Raw genomic sequence first — 25,459 nt, forward strand, 5'->3', positions numbered from 1 at the left:
GTGTTACCGCCGCGCAACGGCGCAGACGTTTATTTCAAAGTCACATCGCAGAATTCGATTCTCCGGGCGTGCCGAATCCACGCTCAAATTCTTGCTTGCCTGCTGATTAAGCAAAGCTTCCGTGCAAGATTTAAGTCATTCAAAACCTGACATGAAAGTCAGTCTTATAAGTATTACAGACTACTTCGATTGACCGTTCATGTATTTCAAAATTATCAGCCCAATGCTCACCACGCCGTGGCGTTGGTGCTCGAATTTTTTGGAAGGGCTGCAAGGACATGACCTGTGTATTGGCGCGGTATTACGGCGAACTTTACGAGACTATCTCGAGACTATCTCAGATATACATTGCGCGGCCGGCCCGTCACTTTCCTGAAACGCGTCCTCCGCGGCAACATAAGATAGGTGGACGCACGTTCATCGTCGCCCCGATTTTCCTCGGCGCGCTGATCGGATCGACATTCGAATTCAACGCCGCCCGCGCGCAACAGGCGAGCACCGGCGGGACGGAAGCCCTACCCCAGATCGACGTGACCGCGCAGTCCGGAGGGGACAACATCCAATCGACCCCGCCCCTCCAACAGGTGCCACAAGTCGGGCTGACCGGGACGAAGGTCTCGGATTTGCCCCTGAGCGTCATAGTCGTGCCGAACCAGCTCGTCACGCAGCAGGGGGGTACGGACGTCAAGGACGCGCTGCGCGACGTGAGCGGCACGAGCACCGGCGGACCGGATTCGATCGGCGGCTTCGACCGGTTTCTGATCCGCGGTCTCGACGCGCGGATTTATGAGGACGGTTTCTCCGATGGCGAGCAGGTCAACGGCCTGCCGCATTCTCTCAACGGCGTGCAAAGCATCGAAGTGCTGAAGGGGCCCGGCTCGGCGCTCCTCGGCAGCGGGCCACCCGGCGGATCGATCAACATCACGCATTACCTGCCTTCATCCACTTTCTCCGGCGGCGTGGGCGCCCAATATGGATCATTCAATACGATCAACTCGAACTATTGGCTGACCGGGCCAACGCTGGTGAACGGCCTCAATTATCGCGTCGATGCGACGGTGGCGCATTCCGACGGTTTCAGAGGTCTCAAGAGCGACGATTACGAAATCAGACCGGAGCTGACCTGGAATCTCGGCGACCATTTCATCACATTTTCCGTCGATGCGCGGCATATCATCGGGACGCCCGACACCTATGGCCTGATCTATTTCCACGGCAGCCCGATCGACGTCTCGCGCGATACGAAATATTCGACGCCGTTCGGTTACGTCGACCAGGATTATTTGAGAACCGATCTGAGCGACGCGTGGACGATCAACAAGTTTCTCACTTTGAACAACCGCTTCTCCTATCTGCGACGCGACGCGAGTTTCCTGCGCAACAACGACAGCGGCACGGTCATTGGCGATATGTTCACCGGCCGCGCCATCCGGCAGCAGTACGACACGATCAATGATTTTGATTATATGCTGGAGCCGGTCTGGAAGTTCGGCACATGGGGAGCCGAGCATACTTTAGTGACAGGATTCGAGGCGCAACATCAAACATTGTTTACGAATCAGGCCGTCGCGGCGCTTCCGAACATCACGGATATTTTCTCGCCGATCATTCCGGAGACATCTGCCGGCAATCTCAATTTTACACGCTCAGGATCACGCGGCCTGATCGACAGCGTGATGGCGAATTATTTCGGACTTTACGCGACCGACCAGATCGACGCGACTGACAAGCTGAAACTGCGCTTCAGCGCCCGGCAGAATTGGTGGAACTCATCCTTGACCCCGGACGTCACGGTGCCAAACCAACCACCCTTCGGGCCTAATCAGCCCTTCCTCGCCGGCGAAACGTTTACCCGCAACGATCAGCCGTTCGATTGGAGCGCCGGCGCGCTTTATAAGCTGACGCCGTTCCTTTCGCCCTATTTCGGCGTGTCGAAAAGCCATTTGGCGAATTTCAGCGCAGAGGCACCTGCGGCGTCGGTTCAGGCACCTGAAGCGGCCCTGCAATATGAGGCCGGTGTCAAGGTCGATGTACTCGACAATCGATTAGAGCTCACGCTTTCTGGATTCAATGTCGATCGACAGAATGTCTTCACCCTTGTCAACGATGAAGCAAATTTCAGCAGCCAATACACCCGCGGCGTCGATGCCGACCTGCAATTTTCTGTCACGCCGGATTGGAAAATCATTGCCAACGGTACGTTGCAGCAGGCCGTTCTGACCGCGAATCCGTCAAATCCCACGGCCGTCGGCCGCGTGCCGATTGGTGTGCCGTTGCAGATCGCCAATCTTTGGACGACCTACAATCTTCGACAGTTGCGGCTTCCAGACGTCACGACGGGTTTTGGTGTCGAATATCGCGGCAAGATTTTCGGCGACCAGCTCAACACGGATGAAGTCCCCTCCTATGTGATCTTCGATGCGAACGTTACTTATTCGCAGCCGAAATGGGACCTTGGCGCCGGTATCAAGAACATTGCGGATGCGGTTTATTTCACCGCTGCCAACGGGGCCGGGGCGTTTGTCGGCGATCCGCGCACGTTCTACGTCAAGGGCGACGTCAAATTTTAGTGTCAGCGCTGAAAATGAAGCACCGTGGAGAATCCTGACAAATAAGACAGTCTCTGACTCATAATTCAATTTTTTGCATGCACGGACCTGTCTAAATTTCCGGATGCTCGCCGCGGAGATGGCCAACCATGTCCGCGGCGGTATTCATGCCGGAGTTTTCATGACGCTTGCGATTGACGATAGTCGCCGAAGCATCGCGCTCTGGGGCGGCTTCGCCATGATGTGCGTCGGCATGTTCATGGCGTTGCTCGACACTCAGGTGGTTGTGACGTCGCTTCCGACCATCCAGCGCGCGCTGGGTATCCCGGAAGATCAGATGAGCTGGATCCAGACCGCTTATCTGATCTCGGAAATCATCTCGATCCCGTTGACTGGGCTTTTGACGCGCGCTTTCGGCATCCGGTGGCTGTTCATCGTATCGGTTTCGTTTTTCACACTGGCTTCCATCGGCTGCGCCAACAGCGCGGGCTTCTCCTCGCTGATCCTCTGGCGCATCTGCCAGGGATTTGCCGGCGGAACGCTGATCCCTGCGGTCTTCTCCGCGGTTTTTCTGCTCTTTCCACTCCACCGGCAAACTTTGGCGACGATGATCGCGAGCGTTCTCGCCGTTCTCGCACCGACCATCGGCCCGCTTGTCGGCGGCTGGGTAACGCAGACCTATAGCTGGCCGTGGCTTTTCCTCATCAATGTCATCCCCGGCGTCGTGGTCGCGATTGCCGGAATCTACCTCCTGCCCCGCGCAACCCTGCGACTCGATCAGCTCAAAGACCTCGATGTGATCTCACTGCTATTTGGTGCAGGAGCACTCGCCGCATTGGAGATTGCCATCAAAGAAGCGCCGGACCACGGGTGGCTCTCGCCGTGGGTCATCGGTCTTTTCGTCTTTTGCATCGTCGCAACGGCAATTTTCATCCGGCGGACATTGCGCGCAACTAATCCATTGGTTGAGATCAGAACATTCGGTAATCGCAACTTCTCGGTCGGCTGCGCGCTCAGCTTCGTTGTCGGCATAGGGCTTTATGGCTCGATCTATCTCATGCCCGTCTTTCTCGCCTATGTGCGCGGCCATAACGCGTTGCAGATCGGCGAGATCATGCTTGTCACCGGCGTCGCGCAGATCGCCTGCGCGCCGATTGTCGCAATGCTCGTGCGGCGCTTCGATGTGCGATTTCTTAGTGCTTTTGGCTTTCTCGTGCTGACGCTTGGCGCAGCCTTAAGCGCCAACCAGACGCAGAGCACGGATTTCGCCGGAATGTTTGCCGGGCAGCTCGTTCGTGGCTGCGCCTTCATGTTCTGCGTTCTGCCACCCACAGAACTGGCGCTCGGCAATCTTTCTCCCGCAGCAATTCCGGATGCCAGCGGGTTGTTCAACCTGATGCGCAACCTCGGTGGCGCGGTCGGTATCGCCATCATCGACTCGATCATATTCACCCGTTCACCCGAACACGCACAGAATCTTTTCAATGGTCTTGTATCCGGCGATCCCGGCACGCTCTCGACCCTCGGGGTGACGCATGGCGCATTGATGCAGGCCGCTGTTGATCCCGGCAAGCGCGCGGCGATGGCTGAACTTTTGAAAAAAGTCGCCTTCGCCGATTCAATCAATGACGCCTGGTTCGCGCTCGCGATCCTGACGCTGGCCGTCACCGCCGCGCTGGTCCTCGCACGCCCATCTAGCGAGGGTCACGCAAGAACGATGAGCAAATCCTTCGCATCGACGGACTGACCGGCGGCGATCAGGATTTCCTGGACGGTCGCGTCCTTCGCGGCATGAAGCACCGTCTCCATCTTCATTGCCTCGATGGTGAGCAAGACGTCGCCGGTTTTGATAGCCTGCCCCGCTTTGACGGATACCATCGAGATGAGGCCAGGCATCGGCGCGGCAACCTGATTGTCGTTGCCGTCTTCCGCCTTCCGACGCGCCGGGCGCGTCGCGACCGCGCTGCGATTTGGAACCTTGATCGTGCGTGGCTGGCCGTTCAGCTCAAAGAAAACTTGCACTTGCCCTTCATCATCAGTTTCGCCAAGCGCGACGAGACGCACGACCAAGCTCTTTCCGTCTTCGATTTCAATCGAAAGTTCGTCTTCGAGCTTCATCCCGTAGAAGAAGGTCAGCGTCGGCAACACGGCGACCGGGCCGTATTTGCGTTGCCCGGCGGCGAATTCGACAAAGACTTTAGGATACATGAGGTAGGAGGCGAATTCCTGATCATCAATCTGCCGTCCGCAGGCCTTCTCGGCATTTGCCCGCTCAGCGGCAAAGTCGAGGTCCTTCAGCAGCGAACCCGGCCGCACATTGATCGGCGGCTCATTATTCAATGCCTTCTTCTGCAAAGCGGCTGGCCAGCCGCCCGGTGGTTGGCCAAGATCGCCATGCAGCATGTCAACGACCGAAGCCGGAAATGCGATCTCGCGATGCGGCGCCTCCACATCGGCGCGGGTCAGGTTCTGGCTCACCATCATCAGCGCCATGTCACCGACGACTTTCGACGACGGCGTCACCTTCACGATGTCGCCGAACATATCGTTGACGACGCGATAGGTCTCCGCGACTTCGTGCCAGCGCGCATCGAGACCCAGAGCGCGCGCCTGCTCCTTAAGGTTGGTGAACTGGCCGCCCGGCATCTCGTGCAGATAAACTTCAGACGCGCCGTGATGCTGATCGCTCTCGAAGGCGGCGTAATAGCGGCGCACATTCTCCCAATAGAAACTGATCCGCCGGATCGCTGCGGGGTCGAGCCCCGTGTCGCGCTCAGTATGTCGCAGCGCCTCAACAAGCGAGCCGAGACAGGGCTGCGATGTCGCGCCCGAGAGCGCATCCATCGCCGCATCGACCGCATCGACGCCAGCGATGACCGCGGCCAGTACCGTCGCGCCCGATATGCCGGAGGTATCGTGCGTATGGAGATGCAGCGGCAGGTCAGTCTCATTCTTGAGCGTCGAGATCAGCACGCGCGCCGCAGCCGGCTTGAGCAGGCCGGCCATGTCCTTAATGCCGAGGATATGGCAGCCGGCGGCTTCGAGTTCCTTCGCCAGCTTCACGTAATAGGCGAGCGAATATTTCGCCCTATCGGGATCGAGAATGTCCCCGGTATAGCAGATCGCGCCTTCGACAAGCTTGCCTTCTATCGCCACGGCATCGATCGCGACACGCATGTTCTCGACCCAGTTGAGGCAATCGAAAATGCGGAAGAGATCCATCCCCGCGCGCGCTGCTTCGCGTACGAAATAACGAACGACATTATCCGGATAATTGGTGTAGCCGACACCATTGGCACCACGCAGCAGCATCTGCGTCAGAATGCTGGGCGCGGCCTGCTGAATCTTCTGCAACCGCTCCCAAGGGTCTTCACTTAAAAAGCGCATGGCGACATCGAACGTCGCGCCGCCCCAGCATTCGAGCGAGAAAAGCTCCGGTAGACCCTGGGCGTAAGCTCCAGCGACGGCGGCGATGTCATAGGTGCGCATGCGCGTCGCAAGCAGCGACTGGTGCGCGTCGCGCATCGTCGTGTCGGTGATGAGAACCTGCGGCTGTGCTTTCATCCATTTGGCGAAATTTTTCGGTCCCAATCGCAGAAACGCATCGCGGCTCCCCTCAGGCGCGAGCCTCGACGGAAATTGCGGGACATCGGCCTGCCGCGCATAGGCCGGCGGCTTCGGCCGATTGCGTGTATCGGGGTGACCATTGACGGTGACATCGCCGATATAGGTGAGGAGTTTGGTCGCACGGTCGCGGCGCTTCTTCGTCGCAAAAAGCTCCGGCGTGTCGTCGATGAAACGCGTCGTATAGCTGCCGTCGCGAAACTTCGGATGGTTGAGCACCGCTTCGAGAAAGGCGAGATTGGTGGCAACGCCGCGGATGCGATATTCGCGCAGCGCCCGTTCCATCCGCTGGATGACTTCGGCTTCGCTCGGCGCCCACGCCGTCACTTTCTCGAGCAGCGCATCGTAATAGCGCGTGACAACTGCACCGGAATAGGCCGTGCCCCCATCAACCCGGATGCCAAAGCCGAAAGCGCCACGATACGCGGTGATGCGGCCATAATCTGGAATGAAATTATTGTCGGGATTTTCGGTCGTGATCCGGCATTGCAAAGCGTGCCCTTCAAGCCGGATCTGATCCTGCGGTGGAATGCCTGTCTCATCGATATGCCCCAGACGGCCACCTTCGAGGATTTTGATCTGCGCCTTGACGATGTCGAGCCCTGTCACCTGCTCCGTGACGGTATGTTCGACCTGAATGCGTGGGTTGACCTCGATGAAATAGAACTTCCCTGTATCTGCATCGAGCAGGAATTCCACCGTACCCGCGCCGACATAATTCGTGGCGTCGCCGATCCTGAGTGCGGCCTTGCAGAGGGCCTCGCGCGTGGCGGCGTCGAGATAGGGCGCCGGCGCGCGCTCGACGACTTTCTGATGGCGGCGCTGGATCGAACAATCGCGCTCGAAGAGATGAACCCGCTGCCCATGCTTGTCGCCCAAAAGCTGCACTTCGACGTGCCGCGCATGGCGCACCAGCTTTTCGAGGTAAACTTCGTCCTTGCCGAACGCAGATTTCGCCTCGCGCTTGGCACTCTTCACAGCGTCAATCAGGCCATCTTCGCTCTCGATGGGCCGCATCCCGCGCCCACCGCCGCCCCATGACGCTTTCAGCATGAGCGGATAGCCGACCTCCGACGCGAGGCGGCGAATTTCGGCCTCATCGTCCGGCAGTGGCGCCGTCGCTGGCATCACCGGCACGCCAACGAAGACCGCGAGATTGCGCGCTGCGACCTTGTTGCCGAGCGTCCGCATCGTTTCTGGCGATGGCCCGATGAAGACGATGCCTTTCGCCGCACAGGCTTCGGCGAACTCCGGACTTTCCGAAAGGAACCCATAGCCCGGATGGATCGCATCGACCTTCGCCGTCACTGCGACCCGCAGCACCTCTTCAATCGAAAGGTAGGATTCCAAGGGGCCGAGTCGAAGCTCGCCGCCGCGGCCGCGACCGACCTGGTAGGCTTCGTCGGCCTTGAAACGATGCAGGGAGAGCTTGTCTTCCTCGGTATAAATCGCGACCGTCGCGATTCCCATTTCGGTCGCGGCGCGGAAAACCCGAATGGCGATCTCGCCGCGATTGGCGACCAAAATCCGCTTGACGCTCAAAGTTCAGGCCCCCGGGAGAGAAATTTCCCAACGCAAGACCGAAGGCCACGTTGCCGATCGGAAGCTTAGCCTCCGAGCCGGACCTGAACTTTACGCTGAGGGACCGTTTCCTCAAACTCCCCTAAATCGCCGCACACAAGACCACGACGCTCACAGAAGAAAGGCCCGGCGACCATATTCGCCGAATCGGAAGCGAGGAAACCGGCCGCTGGCGATATCCCCGGGCTCAAAGGCCGCATTTATTAGCTGTTTAATATCCGACGGAACCTACTCGAAGCTCCGATGGCCTCATTGCTCCCGAGAATCGCTGATGGTCTCCAGTCCGCGATTCAAGGTAATGCGGCGGCCGGGATTTTCGGTGAGGGCCGCGACATAAATCGCGCGTGCCAGCACAATGCTCGCCGCGCGTGCGAGGACCTTCCCGATAGGCTCGTTTTCTTCAAGCCATAGCGTGACGCGATAGGGCAGATCTTCGGCTTCATTCAGTTCGCCGCTCACTGGCGCTTCGATCGGCTTCGCATCGGCTTGTTCGCGATCGGTCATTTTCCGTAACCCGTCCACCCGAGCGGAGAAGCGAACAATCATAAATCGAGTTAATGCCCCGGCCCGTTCCAACTGGATAAGATTCTATGCTTATGGCGCAGTGTAATATAGCGCGTCGGATATTCTCGGGTCGCACCGAAATAGGCGGCATAGCCGATACTGCCATTGGCAGTAACCGCCAGGACTTGCTCGACCGAAAGCTTGGCCGCATCCCAAAGTTCGACACGGAAGGGCAAATCCTCCCGTTCGTGAAGCGGTGGGCTGAAGGGAAGAAGTTCTGCCGGGTCGTCACCGTCACCGGTGGGCGGTGCAAGTTTGAAGGCGAGCCCACTCCGGCCTGGTTCTCTAAATGCTAAATTTCTTATGGAACTCAAGTTATCGCTCGCGGTTATTGAGAGTAACGCGGGATTTTAAGGTGAGCTACGTTTAGGAAAGCGACCATCCGATCGCTATAAACTATTTAAACATCGGGAACATAAATTTGCCCATCGGCGAACACAAAAGCGTTATCGATCTGGCTGAAGCGGGGCGATTTGCGCTTCTTATCGAGGCCATCACCGATTACGCCATCTTTATGCTCGACGAGAACGGCTTCGTCCGCACCTGGAATCCGGGGGCTGAACGGATCAAGGGTTACTCCCAATCGGAAGTTATCGGGCTGCATTTTTCTCGGTTCTTTACGCCCGAGGACCAAGCCAACAGTTTGCCATCGCTGATCCTGCGCGAGGCCGCTAGACACGGTCGTTACGAGGCGGAAGGCTGGCGTATTCGCAAGGACGGCGCACGGTTTTGGGCGAATGCGATCGTCGACACCATTCGTAACGATGCCGGCGAGCCGATCGGCTTCGTGAAAATCACCCGCGACGTAACCGAGCGGAAAGCCGCACAGGAAGCTCTACTCGAAAGTGAGCGCCGTTTCCGTTTGCTCGTGGACGGCGTGTCCGACTACGCGATTTATATGCTGGACCCGAACGGCATCATCACCAATTGGAATACCGGCGCGGAACGCATGAAAGGCTACTCGGCCAGCGAAATTATCGGCCAGCACTTTTCCCAATTTTATTCGAAGGAAGAGCGCATGTCGGGACTCCCCGTCCATGTGCTCGAAACCGCCGCCCGCATCGGTCGCTACGAGTCGGAAGGCTGGCGTCACAGGAAAGACGGGAGCCGCTTCTGGGCTTCGGTCGTGATGGATGCAATCAAGGACAACGCGGGGCGGCTTATTGGCTTCGCAAAAATCACACGCGACATCACTGAGCGGAAGGTGGCGCAAGATATATTGCGGGAGAGTGAACGCCAGTTTCGACTCCTCGTCGAAGGCGTGACGGATTATGCGCTTTTTATGCTCGATCCCAACGGCATCGTCACGAGCTGGAATAAAGGCGCGCAACGCATCAAGGGCTATTCTTCCGAGGAAATCATCGGTTGCCATTTCTCCCGGTTCTATACGGAAATTGAGCGTTCGGCCGGCGTCCCGGCGCGCGCCCTGCATACGGCTGGACAGGAAGGGCGTTTCGAAGCTGAAGGCTGGCGGCTGCGAAAAGATGGTTCGCGCTTCTGGGCCAGCGTCGTTATCGACGCGATCCGCGACGAAGCTGGCGTTCTCATCGGCTTTGCCAAGCTCACACGCGACGTCACAGAGCGGCGCGAAAACGAGCTCGCGATCGAGAAAGCGCAATTTGAACGTAACCGCGCACAGAAGATGGAAGCGCTCGGTCAGCTCACCGGGGGCGTCGCGCACGATTTCAACAATTTGCTGATGATCGTGAGCGGCCACATCCGTCAGCTTCGAAAGTTCGTACCCGCTGAAGACACCAAAGGCCAACGTTCGCTAGATGCCATCGAGGCAGCGGCAGGGCGCGGTCAGTCTCTGACCCGACAGCTTCTCACCTTTTCGCGCCGGCAGACGCTCAATCCCATCCCTGTTGAAATCGCCGCCCGCCTCGCTTCCGTGCGGACGTTGGTCGAGAGCTCGATGGGGCCGTCTTACAGGCTGGTCTTCGGCCTGCTGTCGGATGTGTGGCCTGTTCGGATCGATGCCGATGAATTCGAGCTTGCCCTGGTCAATCTTGTCCTGAATGCCCGTGATGCGACGCCGAACGGCGGAGAGATTAAAATCTCTGCGGCGAATGTGCAGCTGGATGGAAAAAGTTCCCCGGAACAACTGACTGGTGACTTCGTTGCGCTTAGCGTGGCGGATACTGGCTGCGGGATCCCCCAAGACGTCCTTGAGAAAATTTTCGATCCGTTTTTCACGACCAAAGGTCCGGGTAACGGAACTGGTCTCGGCTTGGCGCAGGTGCAAGGCTTCGCGCACCAATCCGGCGGCGCAATTTCGGTCACGAGCGAACTGCGGCAGGGAACTGTTTTCACGCTCTACCTCCCGCGCAGCAAGTCCGGAGGCGGCGAAAGCGATGAGAATATCACGCAGAATTTGGCCTCTACCGGAACATTGCTTCTCGTCGAAGACAATCCGGACGTGGCCGAGGCAACGGCTTCACTGATCGAAGACCTGGGATTTTCGGTTCAGATCGCTGGCAACGCGCAACTCGCCCTTGAAGTCCTCGCAAAGCAGGACATTTCGGTTGTCGTCAGCGACATCGTCATGGCGGGCTCGATCGACGGCGTGGACCTCGGGCGGACGGTTCGCGAGAAATATCCGAATTTGCCGATGATCCTCATCACCGGCTACAACAATCGCTCAGAGGAAGCGCGCGATGAGTTTATTGTATTGCGCAAGCCCTTCAGTGCCACCGACCTCGCGCGCGTCATCGCCCGTATCCAGTCCGAGGCCTCACCGCAAGGCCCGACGAACGTTATCCGTTTGGGTCAGCCGCGTAAAAGCGCGAAGCCTGAGAGTTGAAGTCGAGGATCAGCGTCGAAACGCGCTAGTGGTCGTGATCCGACCGCGCGTCGGAGAGCGGCGGATAATATATGGCGCAGGGAATGTAGGCGTTCGGGATATGCATTGTGGCAGGTAAGTCGCCGCCGGCCGCAATTTGAGCAGGCAAGAAATGCGTGTGCGGACCTGCAGGTGAGACGCCGCCGGGTTGCGGAATTCCGCTATAGACCTCTATCCGCCCAATCGGATTGCGCACGACGCGGACCGGCGACTCCGCCAAAATATTCGCGCCCTTCAAGCTCAACACCTGTTGCCATTCCGCGCCCAAACAGGCATCGAGACTCGCCTTGAGAGCTGCTGAACTCGTCCGCATGCAGAATGCGCCCGCGGCACGCCCGAGACCGAAATCATAGAGCGTTGCCTTGCGTTCATCTGGTTGGATCGCTTCAGTGTCTTCTCCGAGGCTCGCTAAACCGCCGCCGGGGAATTGCCGCGTGAGAACGCGCGGCACGGCAAGCACGACAACATCGCGGCTTGAGGATTCTGCCGATCCAACTGCCAGCGCCGCGACGTGATCCTGCAACGAAAGAGACATCGCACCACTTTGCGTGCGCGCACTGATCGTTCGATCGCTCAATTCCACGCGCAAATCGTCGTCTGCGCCGATGCAAAATTCCGCGATTGCGCCGTTCACGCCGGAAACCCAGGTTCCGCCGTCGGGGCGAAGTGTGTCCCTTATGAAGGCTCGTAAATCGTCGGTGCTCCAGCCGAGATGATAAATGCTAAGTTCCATCTGCGCACGCCGATCTGGCAGCGCCGCCCAAACGGCGCTCTTTTGGTCGTCGGTCAGGATTAGCCAGCTCGCGATTTCATCGCGGCTGCGCGCGCAACCAATACAGAAATCAGAAGACGGGCGGATGCGGCATACGCCAATGCAGGGGCTTGGAATCATCTCGGACACCGCTTGATCTGAAAATATTGGCGCGGAGCTTTACGCCGTGGACGCATTCATCCGCAAGCTGCGAACTTGTGCAAATCGAACTTGACAGCATTCGGGCTTCAGCTTCATCATAAGTGTGATGGTTCCCTTCGGGGATCAAAAGGGAACGCGGTGCGATCGTCAGATCCATGCCGCGGCTGCCCCCGCAACTGTAAGCGGCGAGCTGAACGCCATTAAGCCACTGGGCAACCGGGAAGGCGGCGCAAAGCAAAGACCCGTGAGCCAGGAGACCTGCCATCCGCCGTGGTCACGCGCGAACACATTGGGCGGGGTGTCCTGATGGGGGATGAATGCGCGTCTAAATCGCTCGCATTGATCGCTTTGGTTCGCAGTGACGTGTCACGTTGCTGCGAGGCATTATGCTCATCTCCCAACCCAACGCCGCGGCGGTGCGCCGCGCGCTTTTTGTTTCGTCAAGCGTCATCGCCCTAGCGTTTTCCTCCTCTGCCTTGGCGCAGGTCGCGACCGGCCAAGCCGCCGATCAGTCGCAATCCCTGCCAGAAGTCCTCGTGACGTCACCGACGACGGTGCCGACGCCAGAGAGCGATGTCGCAAGTAGCATCGGCGTCATCACAAGCCAGCAGATCTCGGCGCAGCAAGACCGCACCGTCCCCGACGCGCTGAGCACTGTCCCCGGCCTCAATGTCGTGCAGACGGGCGGACCGGGCGGCCAGACCTCCGTCTTTCTTCGCGGGACAAATTCGAACCACGTCAAGGTTTTGATCGATGGCATCGACGTCAGCGATCCGAGCAATCCCAATGACTCCTTCGACTTCGGCCAATTGCTGACTGGTGACATTGAGCGCATCGAAATCTTGCGCGGGCCGCAGAGCGGCCTTTACGGCTCGGATGCGATCGGCGGCGTCATCAATATCGTTACCAAGAAGGGCCAAGGCCCGCTCAAGGTGACGGGAACGATCGAGGGTGGCTCATTCGGAACGGCCAACCAGACCTTCAACGCCAGCGGCGCGCACTCGATCTTCAATTATGCATTCAACATCAGCCATTATCTCGCGGCCAGCACGCCGGTGACACCGTTGAACGAGCTTCCACCTGGCCAGCAGCGTAACAATGATTCCTACGAGAATTGGACCCTCTCGACCAAGCTGGGCGCCGACATCAACGAGCACCTGACGCTGAACTATGTCGGCCGTTATACAGATTCCACGTATTTCTTCACCGGCGACGGGTTCGACCCTTCAACCGGGCTGGAAGCTCCGGAGTCAACGCAAAGTCTACAAATTGACCACGACTTTTTCACCCGCGGCGAAGCGGTAACGTCCTTCTTCGACGACCGGCTGAAGAATTATCTCGGCATCAATTATTCGGACTCTAATAGCTTCAATGCCAGCCCCGGCACCGATAACGAAATCAACCAGGGCCAGCGCCTCAAATTCGATTGGCGCAGCGTGATCGCGGCACTGCCGGGCGAAACGATAGTTCTCGGTGCCGACCACGAGACCGAAACGCTCTTCCAGAACGATCCCGACGTCGATGCAAATCGTAATGACGCTGGCGGCTATGCGGAATTGCAGTCAAATTTCTATAATCGCTTCTTCCTCGTCTCGAATGTCCGCTACGACAATTACGACACGTTCGGCGGTCACGTGACCTATCGCGTTGCGCCAGCTTTCATCGTCCCGCAGACAGAGACGAAGCTCAAAGCTAGCTACGGCACCGGTTTCAAGGCACCGACACTGAGCGAACTCTACGTGAATTCTCCGGCCTTCTTGTTCTTCGCCAATCCCAACCTTCAGCCGGAGGAATCGACCGGCTACGACGCCGGTTTCGAGCAGCCTTTATTCCACGACAGGTTCAGCTTCGGGGCGACTTATTTCCACAACAACATCACGAATCTGATCGATTCTACCGACACGACCTACGTAAACATCGGCCATGCCGAAACGCAGGGTGTCGAAAGCTTTGCCGACTGGGCGGTCACCGACCGGCTGCATCTGCGAACGGATTACACCTACACGCGCGCGGTGGATGAATCGACCGGTCTAGAATTGCAGCGCAGACCATATGACAAGGGCAGTATCACCGCGCTCTGGACGCCGATTGATCCTCTTACCTTATCCGGCACTTTGATCGCGGTCAGCAAATGGGTCGACGATTTCGACCGCAACAATTCAAATACAGCGCCGGGGGATTTCACACCGGGTTATGTGGTCGTCAATGTCGCGGCGAATTACAAAGTCGACGACCACGTAAATCTCTTCGCTCGCATCGATAATCTGCTGAACGAGCATTACGAGAACCCGCTCGGCTTCCTGCGTCCGGGTATCGGTGTCTTCGGTGGCATGCGGCTCTCCGCGTTTTAGGATGCGTTGAAATAGAAAGAAATCGAATGGAGACAATGATGCAAAACAGACATTATGCTATCGAATGGCAGCAGCCGCTTTCGCTCGCAACACTGATGGCGGCAAGCGTCGCTTTTAGCCTTGGCCTCGCCTGCGCGGTGCCGCTTGTGGCTTTCGCGGCGCTTGGCGCGTTAACGCTTGACCGCAGAATGGGATTACTAATTATCATCGGAATCGTGGCGGCCAACCAGATCCTTGGCTTCACCGTGCTGCATTATCCGCACGACGCGGCAACTGTCGCTTGGACGCCGGCCTTTCTGTTCGTCGGGATCATCGCAACTCTCACGGCATTCTGGACGAAACGCCGCTGCGCTGGCTTACATCCGACCGTCACCGTCCTCGCAACTTTCGTTGCTGCCTTTGCGTGTTACGAAGGAGGCTTCTTCCTTATTTCGCTGCTGACGAGAAGCGGGCTTTATGCCTATGCGCCCTCGATAATCCTGCGCATCCTTGAGACAAACGCATTGGCTTTCGCAGGATTGTGGTTGATTCGTCGGATCGCGATGGCACTCCGCACACCCGCCGTAAAATCCACAGCGCCATTCCGCCCGTTGCCGACGACCTTCATCCAAGACTGAACTACAATCTTTTCGACGCAAAAGCGCCTGGGAGGGCATCGCGAAGGTAATCTGCCCCACCTACGCGGCGATCTCATCTCATCGTAAGCTGATGAGATTGTTGGCACCCTAAAGGACGCGAAATACCCGCAACGGCAAATTATTAGCGTTCGTTGAAACGACTTTCTGCGGATAGAGCCCGATTTTTGTTTAGGGGCCACCATAAAGAAAAACCCCGTAGCCAAAGGCGACGGGGTCGAATTGGTGGCGCGGGGGATGTGCTCCACAAGGCGAACTTACCTTCGCCGGGGGCTGAAGATGTGCGCTATCGCACAAGCGGGCCGTAGGCTTGCTAGCGTCGGCTCTGCTTTTGGGCGTTTCTGAACTCCAAAATCTTCATTTCAGGTAGTCGTACACAACGGTTCCCAGGCCGAGCGTCAGATCGGTGACATAATGCGTAGCCGAAACCACGCCGCGGACAGGCAGCCGCGCGACATCACACAGTGCGTGTTCGAAAAGTTGAATCGCTCCGGGGCCTGACCAAGCTCCTTTAAGCGTAACGTCTTCAACGTAATATCTTACCAACTCGCAAATGCGCGGCGTGCAATCCACGTGCGGAATAATTTTGATCATGAAATTGGGTCGCGCCAATGCTTTCAGGAGCGGCGCGTGATCGATTTCACGGTGCTTGTAGCCCATCGACGCGCTGACGCAGAGAACCGAACCGTAGTGCAACGTACAGACCAGCGTCTCGCTCTCATGAGAGATCTTCGGAGTCGCGAGCTTTTTTGGAAAACCCCAGATCTCTCGGCCTCCGGCAATAGGCGAGTTGTCGTCAAGGTACATCGCATGGACATAGCCGCCCTCTTGCAAGTCCCCATCCGCACCCCGAAAACGCACCGGAATAACTTGGCCGGTTTCGGTATAGTCGCCAAAGCCTGTTGAGTCCGGCATTCGAATGAACTCATAGCTGACCGTATCCCCGGCGACCTCCAGTGGTTCCGGCACAACTTCCTTCAACGCCTCGATGTCTGTGCGGTAGGTGATGATGATGAACTCGCGGTTATAGAACTTGTAGGGTCCCTTCGGATACGCGGGGTCGTTAAGCGGCATCGCAAACGCCTTGTCGCGAACTTCGGAGATTTTCATCGGCGGGACTCCCACTTCGTAACGATTGGCGTAGAATACACTAAGCTTAAGGTTCTGCCAGCTGGGTTCTTCTTTGGGAGCACCGAGTTTATTTTCATGTACTCCGTTCCGTCAAAACCCCAACCGCAACGTCTGCAAATTCCGCGACGCGCCGATGACGTTGAGGAATTCGTGAATTTGTCGCCGGGTGTAGGGTTGCGCGAAGCGGCCGCGCATACCTTTTTAGGGATTATGACCTCAAGAGTTGCTCCCAGTTACACCGGTTTATTACATGGGTCATTTCGAGGTTAAATTATTGGGAGGCTGGTATGAGAAAGCTTACGCTGATCAGTGTCTGCATTTCGGCTGCAATCGCCGTCGCGACGGTCGACGCCGCGATTTCTGCTCAGGACAAGTACACCCTCAAAGTTCGGAACGGTCTCGCATTCTCCGAGTTCAGAGGCTACGAAGACTGGTCGGTGATCGCGATTAGCGAGAACGGAGGCAAGATCGCCGCGATCTTGGGGAATCCGGCGATGATCGGTGCCTTTAAGGAAGGCGTGCCTGGCAATGGTCACGGTTTCCCGAACGGCGCGAAGATGGCAAAAATCCATTGGATTCCGAAAAAGCAGGACTCATACCCTGGTCAGCCAATGGTGCCGGGCGCTCAGCATGACGTCGATTTCATGGTGAAAGATAGCAAGAGGTTTGCGGATAGCGGCGGATGGGGATGGGCCGCGTTTGAGTATGACGCCGCATCTTCTACGTTCAGGCTCGCCACGACAGCGGACGAACCGCCGCAGAATAACAATGCGAAATGTGGGTTTGGCTGCCACACGTTGGTGAAGAACAAAGACTACGTCTTCACGGAGTACGGAATGAGATAACGCTGTCCCGACGGAGGGGGCGGCTCGCTACGCACGCCGCTGTCGTCAACCAGGTCGTTCACCGCTTCCCTCGAACAGATCGGGCGGCAAAATTCCAAATTGCTTGATGATCTTCGCCTCTGGAACTCGCGCGGCATCCGGTCACCCATCCGCGAAGGCGACGGCCTCCGCATTCAAGCGCGACGGGCGCCCTGAATGATTTGAATCCTGGCTTCGCCTTTAAGACACACTGTGGAAATTGGATGCCTAAGACGTGTGGCCTCCAATATTTGGACCAGGAACAGTCGGGTCCCACGCGCAAGACTTATCGAGCAGTATCGGCGGATGGACCAGATGGAGATAAGTAGTCATCGAATGAAGGCAGATCGGCGTTCTATTGACCCAATTTCCTGAATTCACGGGCTCCAACCTATCGACGTGGCTATAACCTATCGCCGGAAGCACGGTGACGACATCGAAAGGATTTGCAATCCGCCATGAATCCACGCGCAGGTTCTCGAATGCGGCGGCAAATTCAGTGTTGCCTACCAAGGGGGACGCAAAGGTATAAATTCGCGAGATACGCAATTGCCTATCACGTGCGTTCGCTGCCACGTATAACGTGGCAAGCGCCGCTCCTAGGCTGTGGCCGGTCACCTCAACGTTGACGCGATCTAATACCGCAGCTTGTTCGTTGGCGCCCATGCGCGTAGCCCGACGCATCAGCTTACCTAAAATGGCAGCGCGGAATTCGTTGACAAAGCCGTGTCCAAACTTATCCGTGGGCTGTCCGTCGGCACCGATAACTTCCATCGACCCAAAAATTCTCCCGAACCCTTCTCCTATCTTGCCCGGAAACCCAGGCAGCGCGACCGGAAAGATCGACATAAAATCATCAAACCACTCAATTCCGCTGTTCGTACCTCGAAGCGCAAGAATGAAGCTATTAGGGTCGGATTTTCTTTGTACGATTATGCCATAAAACTTTGGTCTAATTCTTCCTCTAGGGGTGAAGTCGTTCATTCGAACCCAGGCGATGAAGTTATACTCGGGCGGCAAACCGTCATATGGCGGTGTGAATTCGTGTGGCGGCGCTGCGCGACCACTCATCTGGTAGGCCAGATCTATAAGATTTCCGTATTCGGTCGCTAGCCTTGAATCGAACCGATTAATATGTGGTCTGGTTTTACAACGGTTGTAGGCGCCGACCGCCGATGATGCGATTGCGGGGCAAAGGAGTGCGCAGGCCAGCAGCCCGGTCAACAACCGCCGCATGATAGCTACTTTCGTCATGGCCCTTATTGCCTAATCCGGAATTAGGCACCGCCTACGTTTTCAAGGCAAGGGTCTGCTCAGGACCATCTGACTCAAAACAATTACGCCCTCGCCGAAGGCGAAGAATGGAAGCGACCGTCGCGCCGTGCACATTGCTGGCGTTCCGCCGCCGTGGTGAGAGCACGTGTCGGCATTTAAAAAGGACGTTTAAGCATCCCCCGGGGGTCGGTTCGCGAATTACTAAACCCTTATTAATGATTGATCTTGTATTCATCTGCGGGACGGGCATCAAACCGTTTCCGACTCTATAGCAAGCAGATCCGATGCTATTCCTGACCCGCGAGCCCCTTTGGCTTTCCGGCTTAATCTTAGTCGGACTGGCAAGCCTCATTGCATTTTTGGGCCAGCGCGTCGTTCATCGCTATGTCGCATTTGAAAGGCTGCCGACCAATAATGAGGTCGCTGGCCTTAAGTTCGCAATGGTCGGCAGGCTTTACGCACTCCTTCTTGCTTTTTCGATTTTCCTTGTATGGCAGAAATACTCGGACGCCGAGAAGATGGTCGAGAAAGAGGCCGGCGCAGCCGCCGCAATGTACCATCTATCGTCGGGCTTGGGGGAAGCTCAGGCCTCCCCGCTCCGCAGCGCTCTAACCGTCTATCTCCAGTCCGCCATTTCGGATGAATGGCCGGCTATGGATAGCGGCAAACAGAGCGGGAAGACGCATTTGGCCCTCGGAGCGGTCTATAAAGCCATTCTTGGGCCGGCGGCGTCCCAGCGCAATGTGGCATTGATCTTCGAACTTTTCGATCAGGTTGATACCCTTACGCAGGCGCGCCGCAGCCGAATACTCGCCGCGGAGGGGACGGTTCCGGACATACTCTGGGCGGTTCTATTCGTTGGAGGGGCTGCAACCATTGGTTTCACGTTTTTCTTCGGAACCATGTATTTACGGTCGCAAATACTCATGACGGCGTTGCTCGCCCTTCTCATCTGCTCCGAATTACTGATCGTCGTGGCTTTGAATCAGCCATTTTCGGGGACGGTTAAGGTCGGCCCAGGCGCCCTTGCGGATGTTGTGGCCGATCACGCATAGGTAAGCGCGACAACGACCCGTGGCTACGAAAAGACTGTGGATCAAGGCCGAATTCGGTTCACCCTGGCTCGATCATGGGGAGCCAGTCGCCTGCTCCAATCGCCTAGCATGGCTCCGATCTTGAACACGAGGAAGTCGTGACAGCGGACGGCCAAAGCCTCCGATCTGAAACGTGCCGCAGATTCACGCAAAATTAAGCTGCCAGCAGGTCCCCGAATTTCTAAGGTGATCGGCGTGTCCGGAATTTGCGCTCGGCAACCTTGGAGGCAGCCATGAGGAAGTATGCAGCCGCTCTGATTTTTGTCGGATCGCTTAGCTCGGCTTCGGCTGCCACCTATACCATTCAAAACTGGCCGCAAGACCTCAACAAGGTTCCGTGTGACGCGTGGAAGCATAATAGCGATGGCACCTGGGTAGAAGTCGGAACCATAGTGGTCAACGGAAATGCCACGTCGGGAATGACCTTTAAGGACACAGACGAGTCGAAAATATTGGACGCAAAATGTCCCCACAAAAATAGCCTCTGGGGATTCTGAAAATTCGCGCTACGTGGCGATGGCTTTCGGAGAAATGACGGAGGGTAAGCTTCTCAGATAACCGGAAACTACGGACTTATCTTACTAATATTTGGCGCCCACTCAGAACAAAACTGCGAACACCTATATAATTGAAATCCCTATATGAATTTTTCCACTGCGCCCCGAGCCGACATAGGGAAGCAAGCATCCCTGGCGACCGAAGTGGCCGGAGGCGGACGAGCGGCTTACCTCAGCAACGGTGGCACCCCGCGGGTGAGCTGCCAAAAGCAAGAGTCGTCTGTGAAGAAGGCGTCCCAAGCGGTTTCGTAATGTGTTTCCGGGGCGTTTGCGGGGCTGATGGCGATCCAGATTGCGGACAACAAAAGGTTGAACCAGGCCAAGAGGCGGCGGAAGTTGTAGCCAGCGGCGGCGAGCACGGCGTTGATCGCGTCGCCGGCCTGTCCGGCAAGATAATTGCGGCCCATGCGATGTTCAGATTTGGCATGGCCGATGACCGGCTCGACGGCCGAGCGTCTTCGCATCTCGCGCTTGATGGCATCGGTCATGCGGCGCTTTTGGCCGGCGGTATAGACCTTGAAGCGATGTTCCTGCGGCGCATTGTGACCTTTGTAGCCGGCGTCGGCGATAATGCGCTGAAGGGCGGCGCCGACGATGCGTTCGATGGCGGGAATGACGGTGGCAAGCGTATGGCCGTCATAGGGTTTGCCGGGCAGAGCCTTGGCGTGAACGATAAATTGGCCGCCTTTCGAGTGCGCGAGCGTCGTCGCGACCGAGACCTTCACGCCGAACTCGTAAGGCTTGTGCGCCTTGCCTTTGCCGATGCATTCGACCTCTGGCGCATGCAGGCTGAAGACGCGGAGATCGGCATCGGCCGGGGTGCCTTTGATGCGGCGCAGGTTCCTGTTCTGCGCGTGAACCCGGCGCGCCAGCATCAGCTCCTTAGCGAAGGCGTCTTCGAGCGGCGCGTGGGCTTTGATCTTGCGGGCGATGTCGCGGATGGTGCGGCCGAGCTGGGTCTTCAACGTCTTCAGCGCCCGCTTTGCCCGCTTGAAGTGCTTGGCATGCGCATAGCGCTGCTGCTGGATCAAAGCGAACTTGCCGACGCGCACATAGGATTGGCGCAGCCCGACGCCATGTTTCTTGGCGAGCCGCACCAGCCGCTCGCGCGCACGATGCATCAACCGCGCATCGGTCGGGAAGGCGACCGCCTTCGGCTGCACCGTCGTGTCGACAATGACCTTGGTGAAGTCGGCGGGTTTTGCTGCGCCAACGCGCGGCGCCGTTGCAAGGCTCTCCTGCAAAAGCGCGACGAGCCTTTCTTCACCCATCCTTTGCCGCCAGCGCGTGATCGAGGAGCGATCGAAGCGAAGCTTGTGGCGGAAAAACTCCTCGCCACAGAACAGCTGATAATAGGGGTTCTCGACCCAACGATCACACAAAACCTCGTCGGAAAGATCGTGCATGTGCTTCAGGATGGCGAGCCCCGCCATCAGCCTGGTCGCCAGCGGCGGATGTCCCGGCTTGTCGCTGTAGGCGGTACCGAAGCTTGTTTCGAGAAAGCCCCAATCGATCGCCCCGGCGAGCTTCGCGAGCGGATGGCTCATGTCGACGATCTGGTCGAGCCGGGCTTTGAAAAGATCCTTCTGCCCAGTCTCGCGCTGCTCTTTCGGCCGCATCAGAATCACCCTCCGCTTCGTCCCCGAAACGAAGAGAATCACGAGCAGAGCCGCCGATCAATTTGCAAGAAAACCCATCCCCAAGCCGCCAAATCCGGCAAAAACCAATACTGGCCGAGACCCAAAAATCACTCTTAATCAGTAGCTTGGTTGTTCTTCACGGACGACGCAAGAATAACGTCGAAAAGACGCCTGACGCCGTGAACTTGCGGTACTGTCTTTCCGCCGTTTCCCGCTCAGAATCGCCAGAGGAAGTCGCCCTTGACGGCATTGTCCTGGACGTTTGAGCCGAGCTGGCCAAAATAAGAAACGCCGATCTTGGTGTTGCGGGTGAGTGCGAGATCGAGCCCGGTATCGATCACGGCCGTGTTCTGAGCGAGCGGCACGCCTGCCGTCGAAAAGCCCGTACCGGTCGAAAGGAAGCTCAGCGTCTGCACCGGCGTGACATCTCCGAAGGCGTGTTGCCAATAAGCCGACGCGTGCGGCGTGAGAACCTGTCCGCTTTCCAGCGCGATATTGGTCGCCAAGCGTAAACCGAGCGACGAATAACCCACATCTTCGTTGATGTTTGCCCCGCTCAGCGCCGCCGTTTGGCCGGCCTCGGTAAATCCCGCAGTTCCGAGATGTACATAGGCGGCACCCGCGAAAGGCTCGATGGCAATGTTGCCAAGCGAACGGGCATAGCCAACCTCCCCGAACACCTGCGTGGTCCCCGCGTTGTAGTTTGTGTTGGTCGCCTCGGAGAAGCCAGGGAACAGAACCATGCGGTTGGTGCTGATATCGCTCCAGGAGAAGGCGGCGCCCGAGCGAAAATTCCAAGCGTCGTAATTGCCGGCGGCGTAAGCGGCGAAATGCGCCGTATTGATATCGGCCCCGCTGGCGCGCGCCGCGATGCTGAGGCTGGAATTGGTGTAGCCCGCGGCCAGGCCCGCCAGCCAATTATCGCCGAAGCGGCGATCGACGCCGGTGAAGTAGCCGGCCAGATTTCGCTCGACGCCCGCGGCGTTGCCATCGCCGTCAAACTGGCCCCAGGCGCCCGTGCCTACGGACCACCAGGTCAGATCAGGCGCGCGCGAAGACCGGATCGGGAACGGAACGTTGCCAACGCTCGCCGGCGCGGTATCCGCGTAAGCCAAGGCCGGCCCGCCAAGGCCAAGCGCCGCCGTCGCATCCGAAGCGCCTGCAAACGAGGCCTGCCGCAACCGCCCCAGGATCGCCTCGCGAAAGTACACGCTGTCCGTAATCAGGCTCGACGCCGTGCTGGCGTAGATTTCGCCCGAGAGTGCATCAAAGGCCTGTCGCGCCCCCGCCGGGTTCTGGCCGCCCACTGCCGTGACAAGCGCGTCGCCTGTTGGCGCCGCATCGAGGGCGCCGGCCACGCCGCGCTGGTTGCGCGTCTCGGCCATGTCGGAAAAGAAGACGCCATTGCGGGTCAGCGTCAGAAAGACGTCATCGGGATCATAACTCAGCGTCGGCGTCAGAAAGGCGAGATCGCTGGTGGCGTCCGTGAAAGTACCGTCCACGCCGGCCGCCGATGTCAGGATCGTATAGGTCTGCGCCGTGTAATTGCCGGATTGCGCGAGCACCTGCACGTGGCCGCCGCCGAGCGTCGTCACCCCCGATGCCGAGATCTTATCGGCGGCGCCCGCCGCGTTCGCCTCAACCTGATAGATCGACCCCGATGCAAAAGCGACATTGCCGGCGATGTTCAACGTGCCGATTGAATTTCCGGGGGCAACGACACCGCCGCTCGCGACCGCGAGGCCGCCAAGCGTGCCATTTCCTTTTAAAATTGCGCCGGAATCGACCGTTGCGATCGACGCCAGCGTTCCATTGACATCAAGAGTACCTGCCGCGACCGTTGTTGGTCCCACATAGCTGCTCGTGCCCGTCAAGGTCAGCGTGCCATCCCCGCTTTTTACCAATCCGCCGGTGCCGTCGATTGTCCCGGAAAAGTCCGTCGAAGCCCCGTCGCCGCCCGCCGTCAGAGTCGCGGCGCCGAGCGCGACGCTTCCGCTGCCGGCCAGCGAGCCGATCGTGTTGTCGAAACCACCCAGATTGAGCGTCGTGCCGCTCGCAAGAGTGAAGGCACTGATCGCCGACAGGACATTCGTCGCGCCCGCCTGCAAGGTGCCGGCATTGACGAGCGTTGCGCCGGAATAATTGCTCGCGCCAGACAGCGTGAGGGCGCCAGCGCCTGTTTTCGTCAAGCCGCCGGCGCCGCCGATCGCGCCGCTCAAGGTCGCATTGTTGGCGTTCGTGTCAATGATGCCGCCGCCGGTGTTCAAAGTGATAGACCGGGCGCTGGAAAAGCCGTTCGCATATTGCAGCGTGCCGCCATCGAAGATGAGTTGACCGGTCGCGGCGCCGAGATTGGCGTCGGCGCCAACCTGGATAATGCCCGCGTTGAGGTCGGTTCCGCCCGCATAGCTGTTGGTGCCAGTGAGAACCAAGGTCCCGGCGCCCACTTTGGCGAGACCGCCATTGCCTGAAAGAATACCGCCGAAAGTTGCACCCAATCCATTGGTATCGATCGTCGAGACGCCGCTCGTCAGCGCCGCGTTGACATTGGTCACTAGCGCTGACCCCATCACCTGGATCGTTCCGCCGCCGAGATTGAACGCATAAGTGCTCGTCGTGTTGTTGTAGCGTCCTTGCAGGCTAGAGCCGCCGATCTGCAACGTGCCGCCATCGAGATTATAGACGTCGGTCAAGGAGTTCGGGCCGGACAAAAACAATATCGAATCGTTCTCCACCCGCAACACGCCGCCGGTTTGGTTGATCGCGCCCTGCGCTTGCGATGATAAGGTATCGGTGTTTCCAAGGACGAAATGTGCCGCTCCAGAAATATCAACCTCGCCGCTGCCACTGATATCGAGTTCGCCGGAGCTCGAGGCATTTGCTCTGCCCTGCACGCGGCCAATCACGTCGTTGCCACCGACGATATCCAGTTCACCGTCACTGATGGCATAAGTCCCGATACCACCCTGGTTGCCGATGTTGATTGAGGCGCAGCTCCCAACAACGCCGCACAAAGGCGTCACGAGCACGGTACCGCCGGTCTGATTGACGGCGCCCTGGCCGCCGAAATCGCCGACCTGGAGAGCAGTGCCAATGGTCAGCGTACCGCCGGATACATCAAGGCTTCCTGTGCTGCCGGTTCCCTCCCCCACCGCAAGATAATTGATGGACGTCGTGCCGCTCGTCTGTGCCATCGCGCCTTGCGCAATGTACGTCGAACCCACATTGAAGCTTGCGCCATCGATCGTAAGCGTGCCGGTTCCGATCTTGGCGAGGGTTCCCGAAGGACTGTCGAAGGCTTGATTGCTCAAGTCTACGGTGCCCGAAAACGCTGTGTTCGTGTTGTCGGCACCAAAAACGAAGGTCGTGGTTCCAACGGTCAAGGTACCGCCACCCGCCAATGAGCCGACTTGTTGACTACCGGCAGCCGTCGTATCCAAGCTCGCGCCCGCGGCAATCGCGAGATCCGCCGTCGATGAAAGAGTCTGGCCGGAAGATAGCGCCAAATCGCCAGACGTAATGTTGATGGAGTTGCCGTCCGCGACAGCAGTGTTGAGCTGTGCCTGCGTCGAAACATCGACCGCCATCGCGCGCGGCACGCAAATCAGTAAGATACTCGCCGAAGACAAGGCCATCAGAGACACTGATAGACATTTTTCGAGAATTCCAGATAGACGCCGCGCTCCGCGCGCCTTCCGTGCGACGCATGCCGACGTAATCCCAGCAGGCAATGTGCCATCGTCATCGACCGGTCCCGGGTTTACCCTTGGAACGTACGTACTTCGCCCGTCGCAAGCGCATGGCAGACGGCCCCACGCGAACAGGTAACTGCACAAGCTT

Annotated in this window: 13 protein-coding genes, 2 pseudogenes and 1 riboswitch; of the genes and pseudogenes, 7 read left to right on the plus strand and 8 right to left on the minus strand. The window is 58.0% G+C overall.

Going from position 1 to position 25,459, the window contains the following annotated elements:
* Nucleotides 1–278 precede the first annotated feature (278 nt).
* Together WDN02_RS01705 and WDN02_RS01710 are read left to right on the plus strand one after the other, a co-directional pair.
* The gene (locus WDN02_RS01705; protein WP_337291864.1) at nucleotides 279–2,570 is read left to right on the plus strand and encodes a TonB-dependent receptor; all 2,292 of its coding nucleotides are present in this window, start codon (nucleotides 279–281) and stop codon (nucleotides 2,568–2,570) included.
* 160 nt (nucleotides 2,571–2,730) lie between these two features.
* The gene (locus WDN02_RS01710; RefSeq protein WP_337291865.1) at nucleotides 2,731–4,296 is read left to right on the plus strand and encodes a DHA2 family efflux MFS transporter permease subunit; all 1,566 of its coding nucleotides are present in this window, start codon (nucleotides 2,731–2,733) and stop codon (nucleotides 4,294–4,296) included.
* Here WDN02_RS01710 and pyc read toward each other — a convergent pair.
* A complete protein-coding gene (pyc, locus tag WDN02_RS01715) occupies nucleotides 4,254–7,715 on the minus strand; it encodes a pyruvate carboxylase (protein WP_337291866.1) in 3,462 nt (1,153 codons plus the stop codon). The two genes, WDN02_RS01710 and pyc, sit on opposite strands and share 43 nt — an antisense overlap.
* Before the next feature lie 288 nt (nucleotides 7,716–8,003).
* On the minus strand, nucleotides 8,004–8,330 hold the full coding sequence (locus tag WDN02_RS01720) for a hypothetical protein (protein ID WP_337291867.1): 327 nt from the start codon (nucleotides 8,328–8,330) through the stop codon (nucleotides 8,004–8,006).
* Between the two features lie 409 nt (nucleotides 8,331–8,739).
* Between WDN02_RS01720 and WDN02_RS01725 the strand changes: the two genes are divergently transcribed.
* The gene (locus WDN02_RS01725; protein WP_337291868.1) at nucleotides 8,740–11,121 is read left to right on the plus strand and encodes a PAS domain S-box protein; all 2,382 of its coding nucleotides are present in this window, start codon (nucleotides 8,740–8,742) and stop codon (nucleotides 11,119–11,121) included.
* 25 nt (nucleotides 11,122–11,146) lie between these two features.
* Here WDN02_RS01725 and WDN02_RS01730 read toward each other — a convergent pair whose 3' ends face one another.
* Both WDN02_RS01730 and WDN02_RS01735 read right to left on the minus strand, forming a co-directional pair.
* Entirely contained in the window at nucleotides 11,147–11,893 is a 747-nt protein-coding gene (locus tag WDN02_RS01730; RefSeq protein ID WP_337294988.1) for a hypothetical protein, read from the minus strand.
* 18 nt (nucleotides 11,894–11,911) lie between these two features.
* Nucleotides 11,912–12,052: pseudogene (locus WDN02_RS01735) on the minus strand (DUF1289 domain-containing protein); the annotation flags it as partial.
* 111 nt (nucleotides 12,053–12,163) lie between these two features.
* Nucleotides 12,164–12,354: riboswitch (cobalamin riboswitch) on the plus strand.
* Between the two features lie 105 nt (nucleotides 12,355–12,459).
* Between WDN02_RS01735 and WDN02_RS01740 the strand changes: the two are divergent.
* Together WDN02_RS01740 and WDN02_RS01745 are read left to right on the plus strand one after the other, a co-directional pair.
* Nucleotides 12,460–14,424: a TonB-dependent receptor gene (locus WDN02_RS01740; RefSeq protein WP_337291869.1), complete on the plus strand. Its 1,965-nt coding sequence runs from the start codon at nucleotides 12,460–12,462 to the stop codon at nucleotides 14,422–14,424.
* A 35-nt stretch (nucleotides 14,425–14,459) separates the two neighbouring features.
* Nucleotides 14,460–15,041, plus strand: a complete 582-nt coding sequence (locus tag WDN02_RS01745) for a hypothetical protein (RefSeq protein ID WP_337291870.1) — start codon at nucleotides 14,460–14,462, stop codon at nucleotides 15,039–15,041.
* Nucleotides 15,042–15,416: 375 nt separating this feature from the next.
* Here the strand turns inward: WDN02_RS01745 and WDN02_RS01750 are convergent, their stop codons facing one another.
* Complete coding sequence (locus tag WDN02_RS01750; RefSeq protein ID WP_337291871.1) at nucleotides 15,417–16,169, minus strand: acetoacetate decarboxylase; 753 nt, start codon at nucleotides 16,167–16,169, stop codon at nucleotides 15,417–15,419.
* A gap of 308 nt (nucleotides 16,170–16,477) precedes the next feature.
* Between WDN02_RS01750 and WDN02_RS01755 the strand changes: the two genes are divergently transcribed.
* Nucleotides 16,478–17,035 (plus strand): cytochrome P460 family protein, encoded by a 558-nt coding sequence (locus WDN02_RS01755; protein WP_337291872.1) that lies wholly within the window; start codon nucleotides 16,478–16,480, stop codon nucleotides 17,033–17,035.
* Between the two features lie 246 nt (nucleotides 17,036–17,281).
* On the opposite strand, the gene WDN02_RS01760 is transcribed toward WDN02_RS01755, so the two are convergent.
* Nucleotides 17,282–18,307, minus strand: a complete 1,026-nt coding sequence (locus tag WDN02_RS01760) for a lipase family protein (RefSeq protein ID WP_337291873.1) — start codon at nucleotides 18,305–18,307, stop codon at nucleotides 17,282–17,284.
* A 461-nt stretch (nucleotides 18,308–18,768) separates the two neighbouring features.
* On the opposite strand from WDN02_RS01760, the gene WDN02_RS01765 reads away from it, so the two are divergent.
* Nucleotides 18,769–19,383, plus strand: a complete 615-nt coding sequence (locus tag WDN02_RS01765; protein WP_337291874.1) for a hypothetical protein — start codon at nucleotides 18,769–18,771, stop codon at nucleotides 19,381–19,383.
* Nucleotides 19,384–20,257: 874 nt separating this feature from the next.
* Here WDN02_RS01765 and WDN02_RS01770 read toward each other — a convergent pair.
* Both WDN02_RS01770 and WDN02_RS01775 read right to left on the minus strand, forming a co-directional pair.
* Nucleotides 20,258–21,601, minus strand: a pseudogene (locus WDN02_RS01770) (IS5 family transposase); the annotation flags it as partial.
* Between the two features lie 233 nt (nucleotides 21,602–21,834).
* A complete protein-coding gene (locus WDN02_RS01775; protein WP_337291875.1) occupies nucleotides 21,835–25,254 on the minus strand; it encodes an autotransporter domain-containing protein in 3,420 nt (1,139 codons plus the stop codon).
* Between the last annotated feature and the right edge of the window lie 205 nt (nucleotides 25,255–25,459).

Origin of the sequence: Methylovirgula sp., assembly GCF_037200945.1 — a bacterium.
Classification (GTDB): domain Bacteria; phylum Pseudomonadota; class Alphaproteobacteria; order Rhizobiales; family Beijerinckiaceae; genus Methylovirgula.

Excerpts from the sequence above, each read along its gene's own strand:
- WDN02_RS01705 (WP_337291864.1), top strand. The coding sequence starts at position 279 with ATGACCTGTGTATTGGCGCGGTATTACGGCGAACTTTACGAGACTATC.
- WDN02_RS01710 (WP_337291865.1), top strand. The coding sequence starts at position 2,731 with ATGACGCTTGCGATTGACGATAGTCGCCGAAGCATCGCGCTCTGGGGC.
- WDN02_RS01730 (WP_337294988.1), bottom strand. The coding sequence starts at position 11,893 with ATGGAACTTAGCATTTATCATCTCGGCTGGAGCACCGACGATTTACGA.
- WDN02_RS01740 (WP_337291869.1), top strand. The coding sequence starts at position 12,460 with ATGCTCATCTCCCAACCCAACGCCGCGGCGGTGCGCCGCGCGCTTTTT.
- WDN02_RS01745 (WP_337291870.1), top strand. The coding sequence starts at position 14,460 with ATGATGCAAAACAGACATTATGCTATCGAATGGCAGCAGCCGCTTTCG.
- WDN02_RS01750 (WP_337291871.1), bottom strand. The coding sequence starts at position 16,169 with ATGAAAATCTCCGAAGTTCGCGACAAGGCGTTTGCGATGCCGCTTAAC.
- WDN02_RS01755 (WP_337291872.1), top strand. The coding sequence starts at position 16,478 with ATGAGAAAGCTTACGCTGATCAGTGTCTGCATTTCGGCTGCAATCGCC.
- WDN02_RS01760 (WP_337291873.1), bottom strand. The coding sequence starts at position 18,307 with ATGACGAAAGTAGCTATCATGCGGCGGTTGTTGACCGGGCTGCTGGCC.
- WDN02_RS01765 (WP_337291874.1), top strand. The coding sequence starts at position 18,769 with ATGGTCGGCAGGCTTTACGCACTCCTTCTTGCTTTTTCGATTTTCCTT.
- WDN02_RS01775 (WP_337291875.1), bottom strand. The coding sequence starts at position 25,254 with ATGGCCTTGTCTTCGGCGAGTATCTTACTGATTTGCGTGCCGCGCGCG.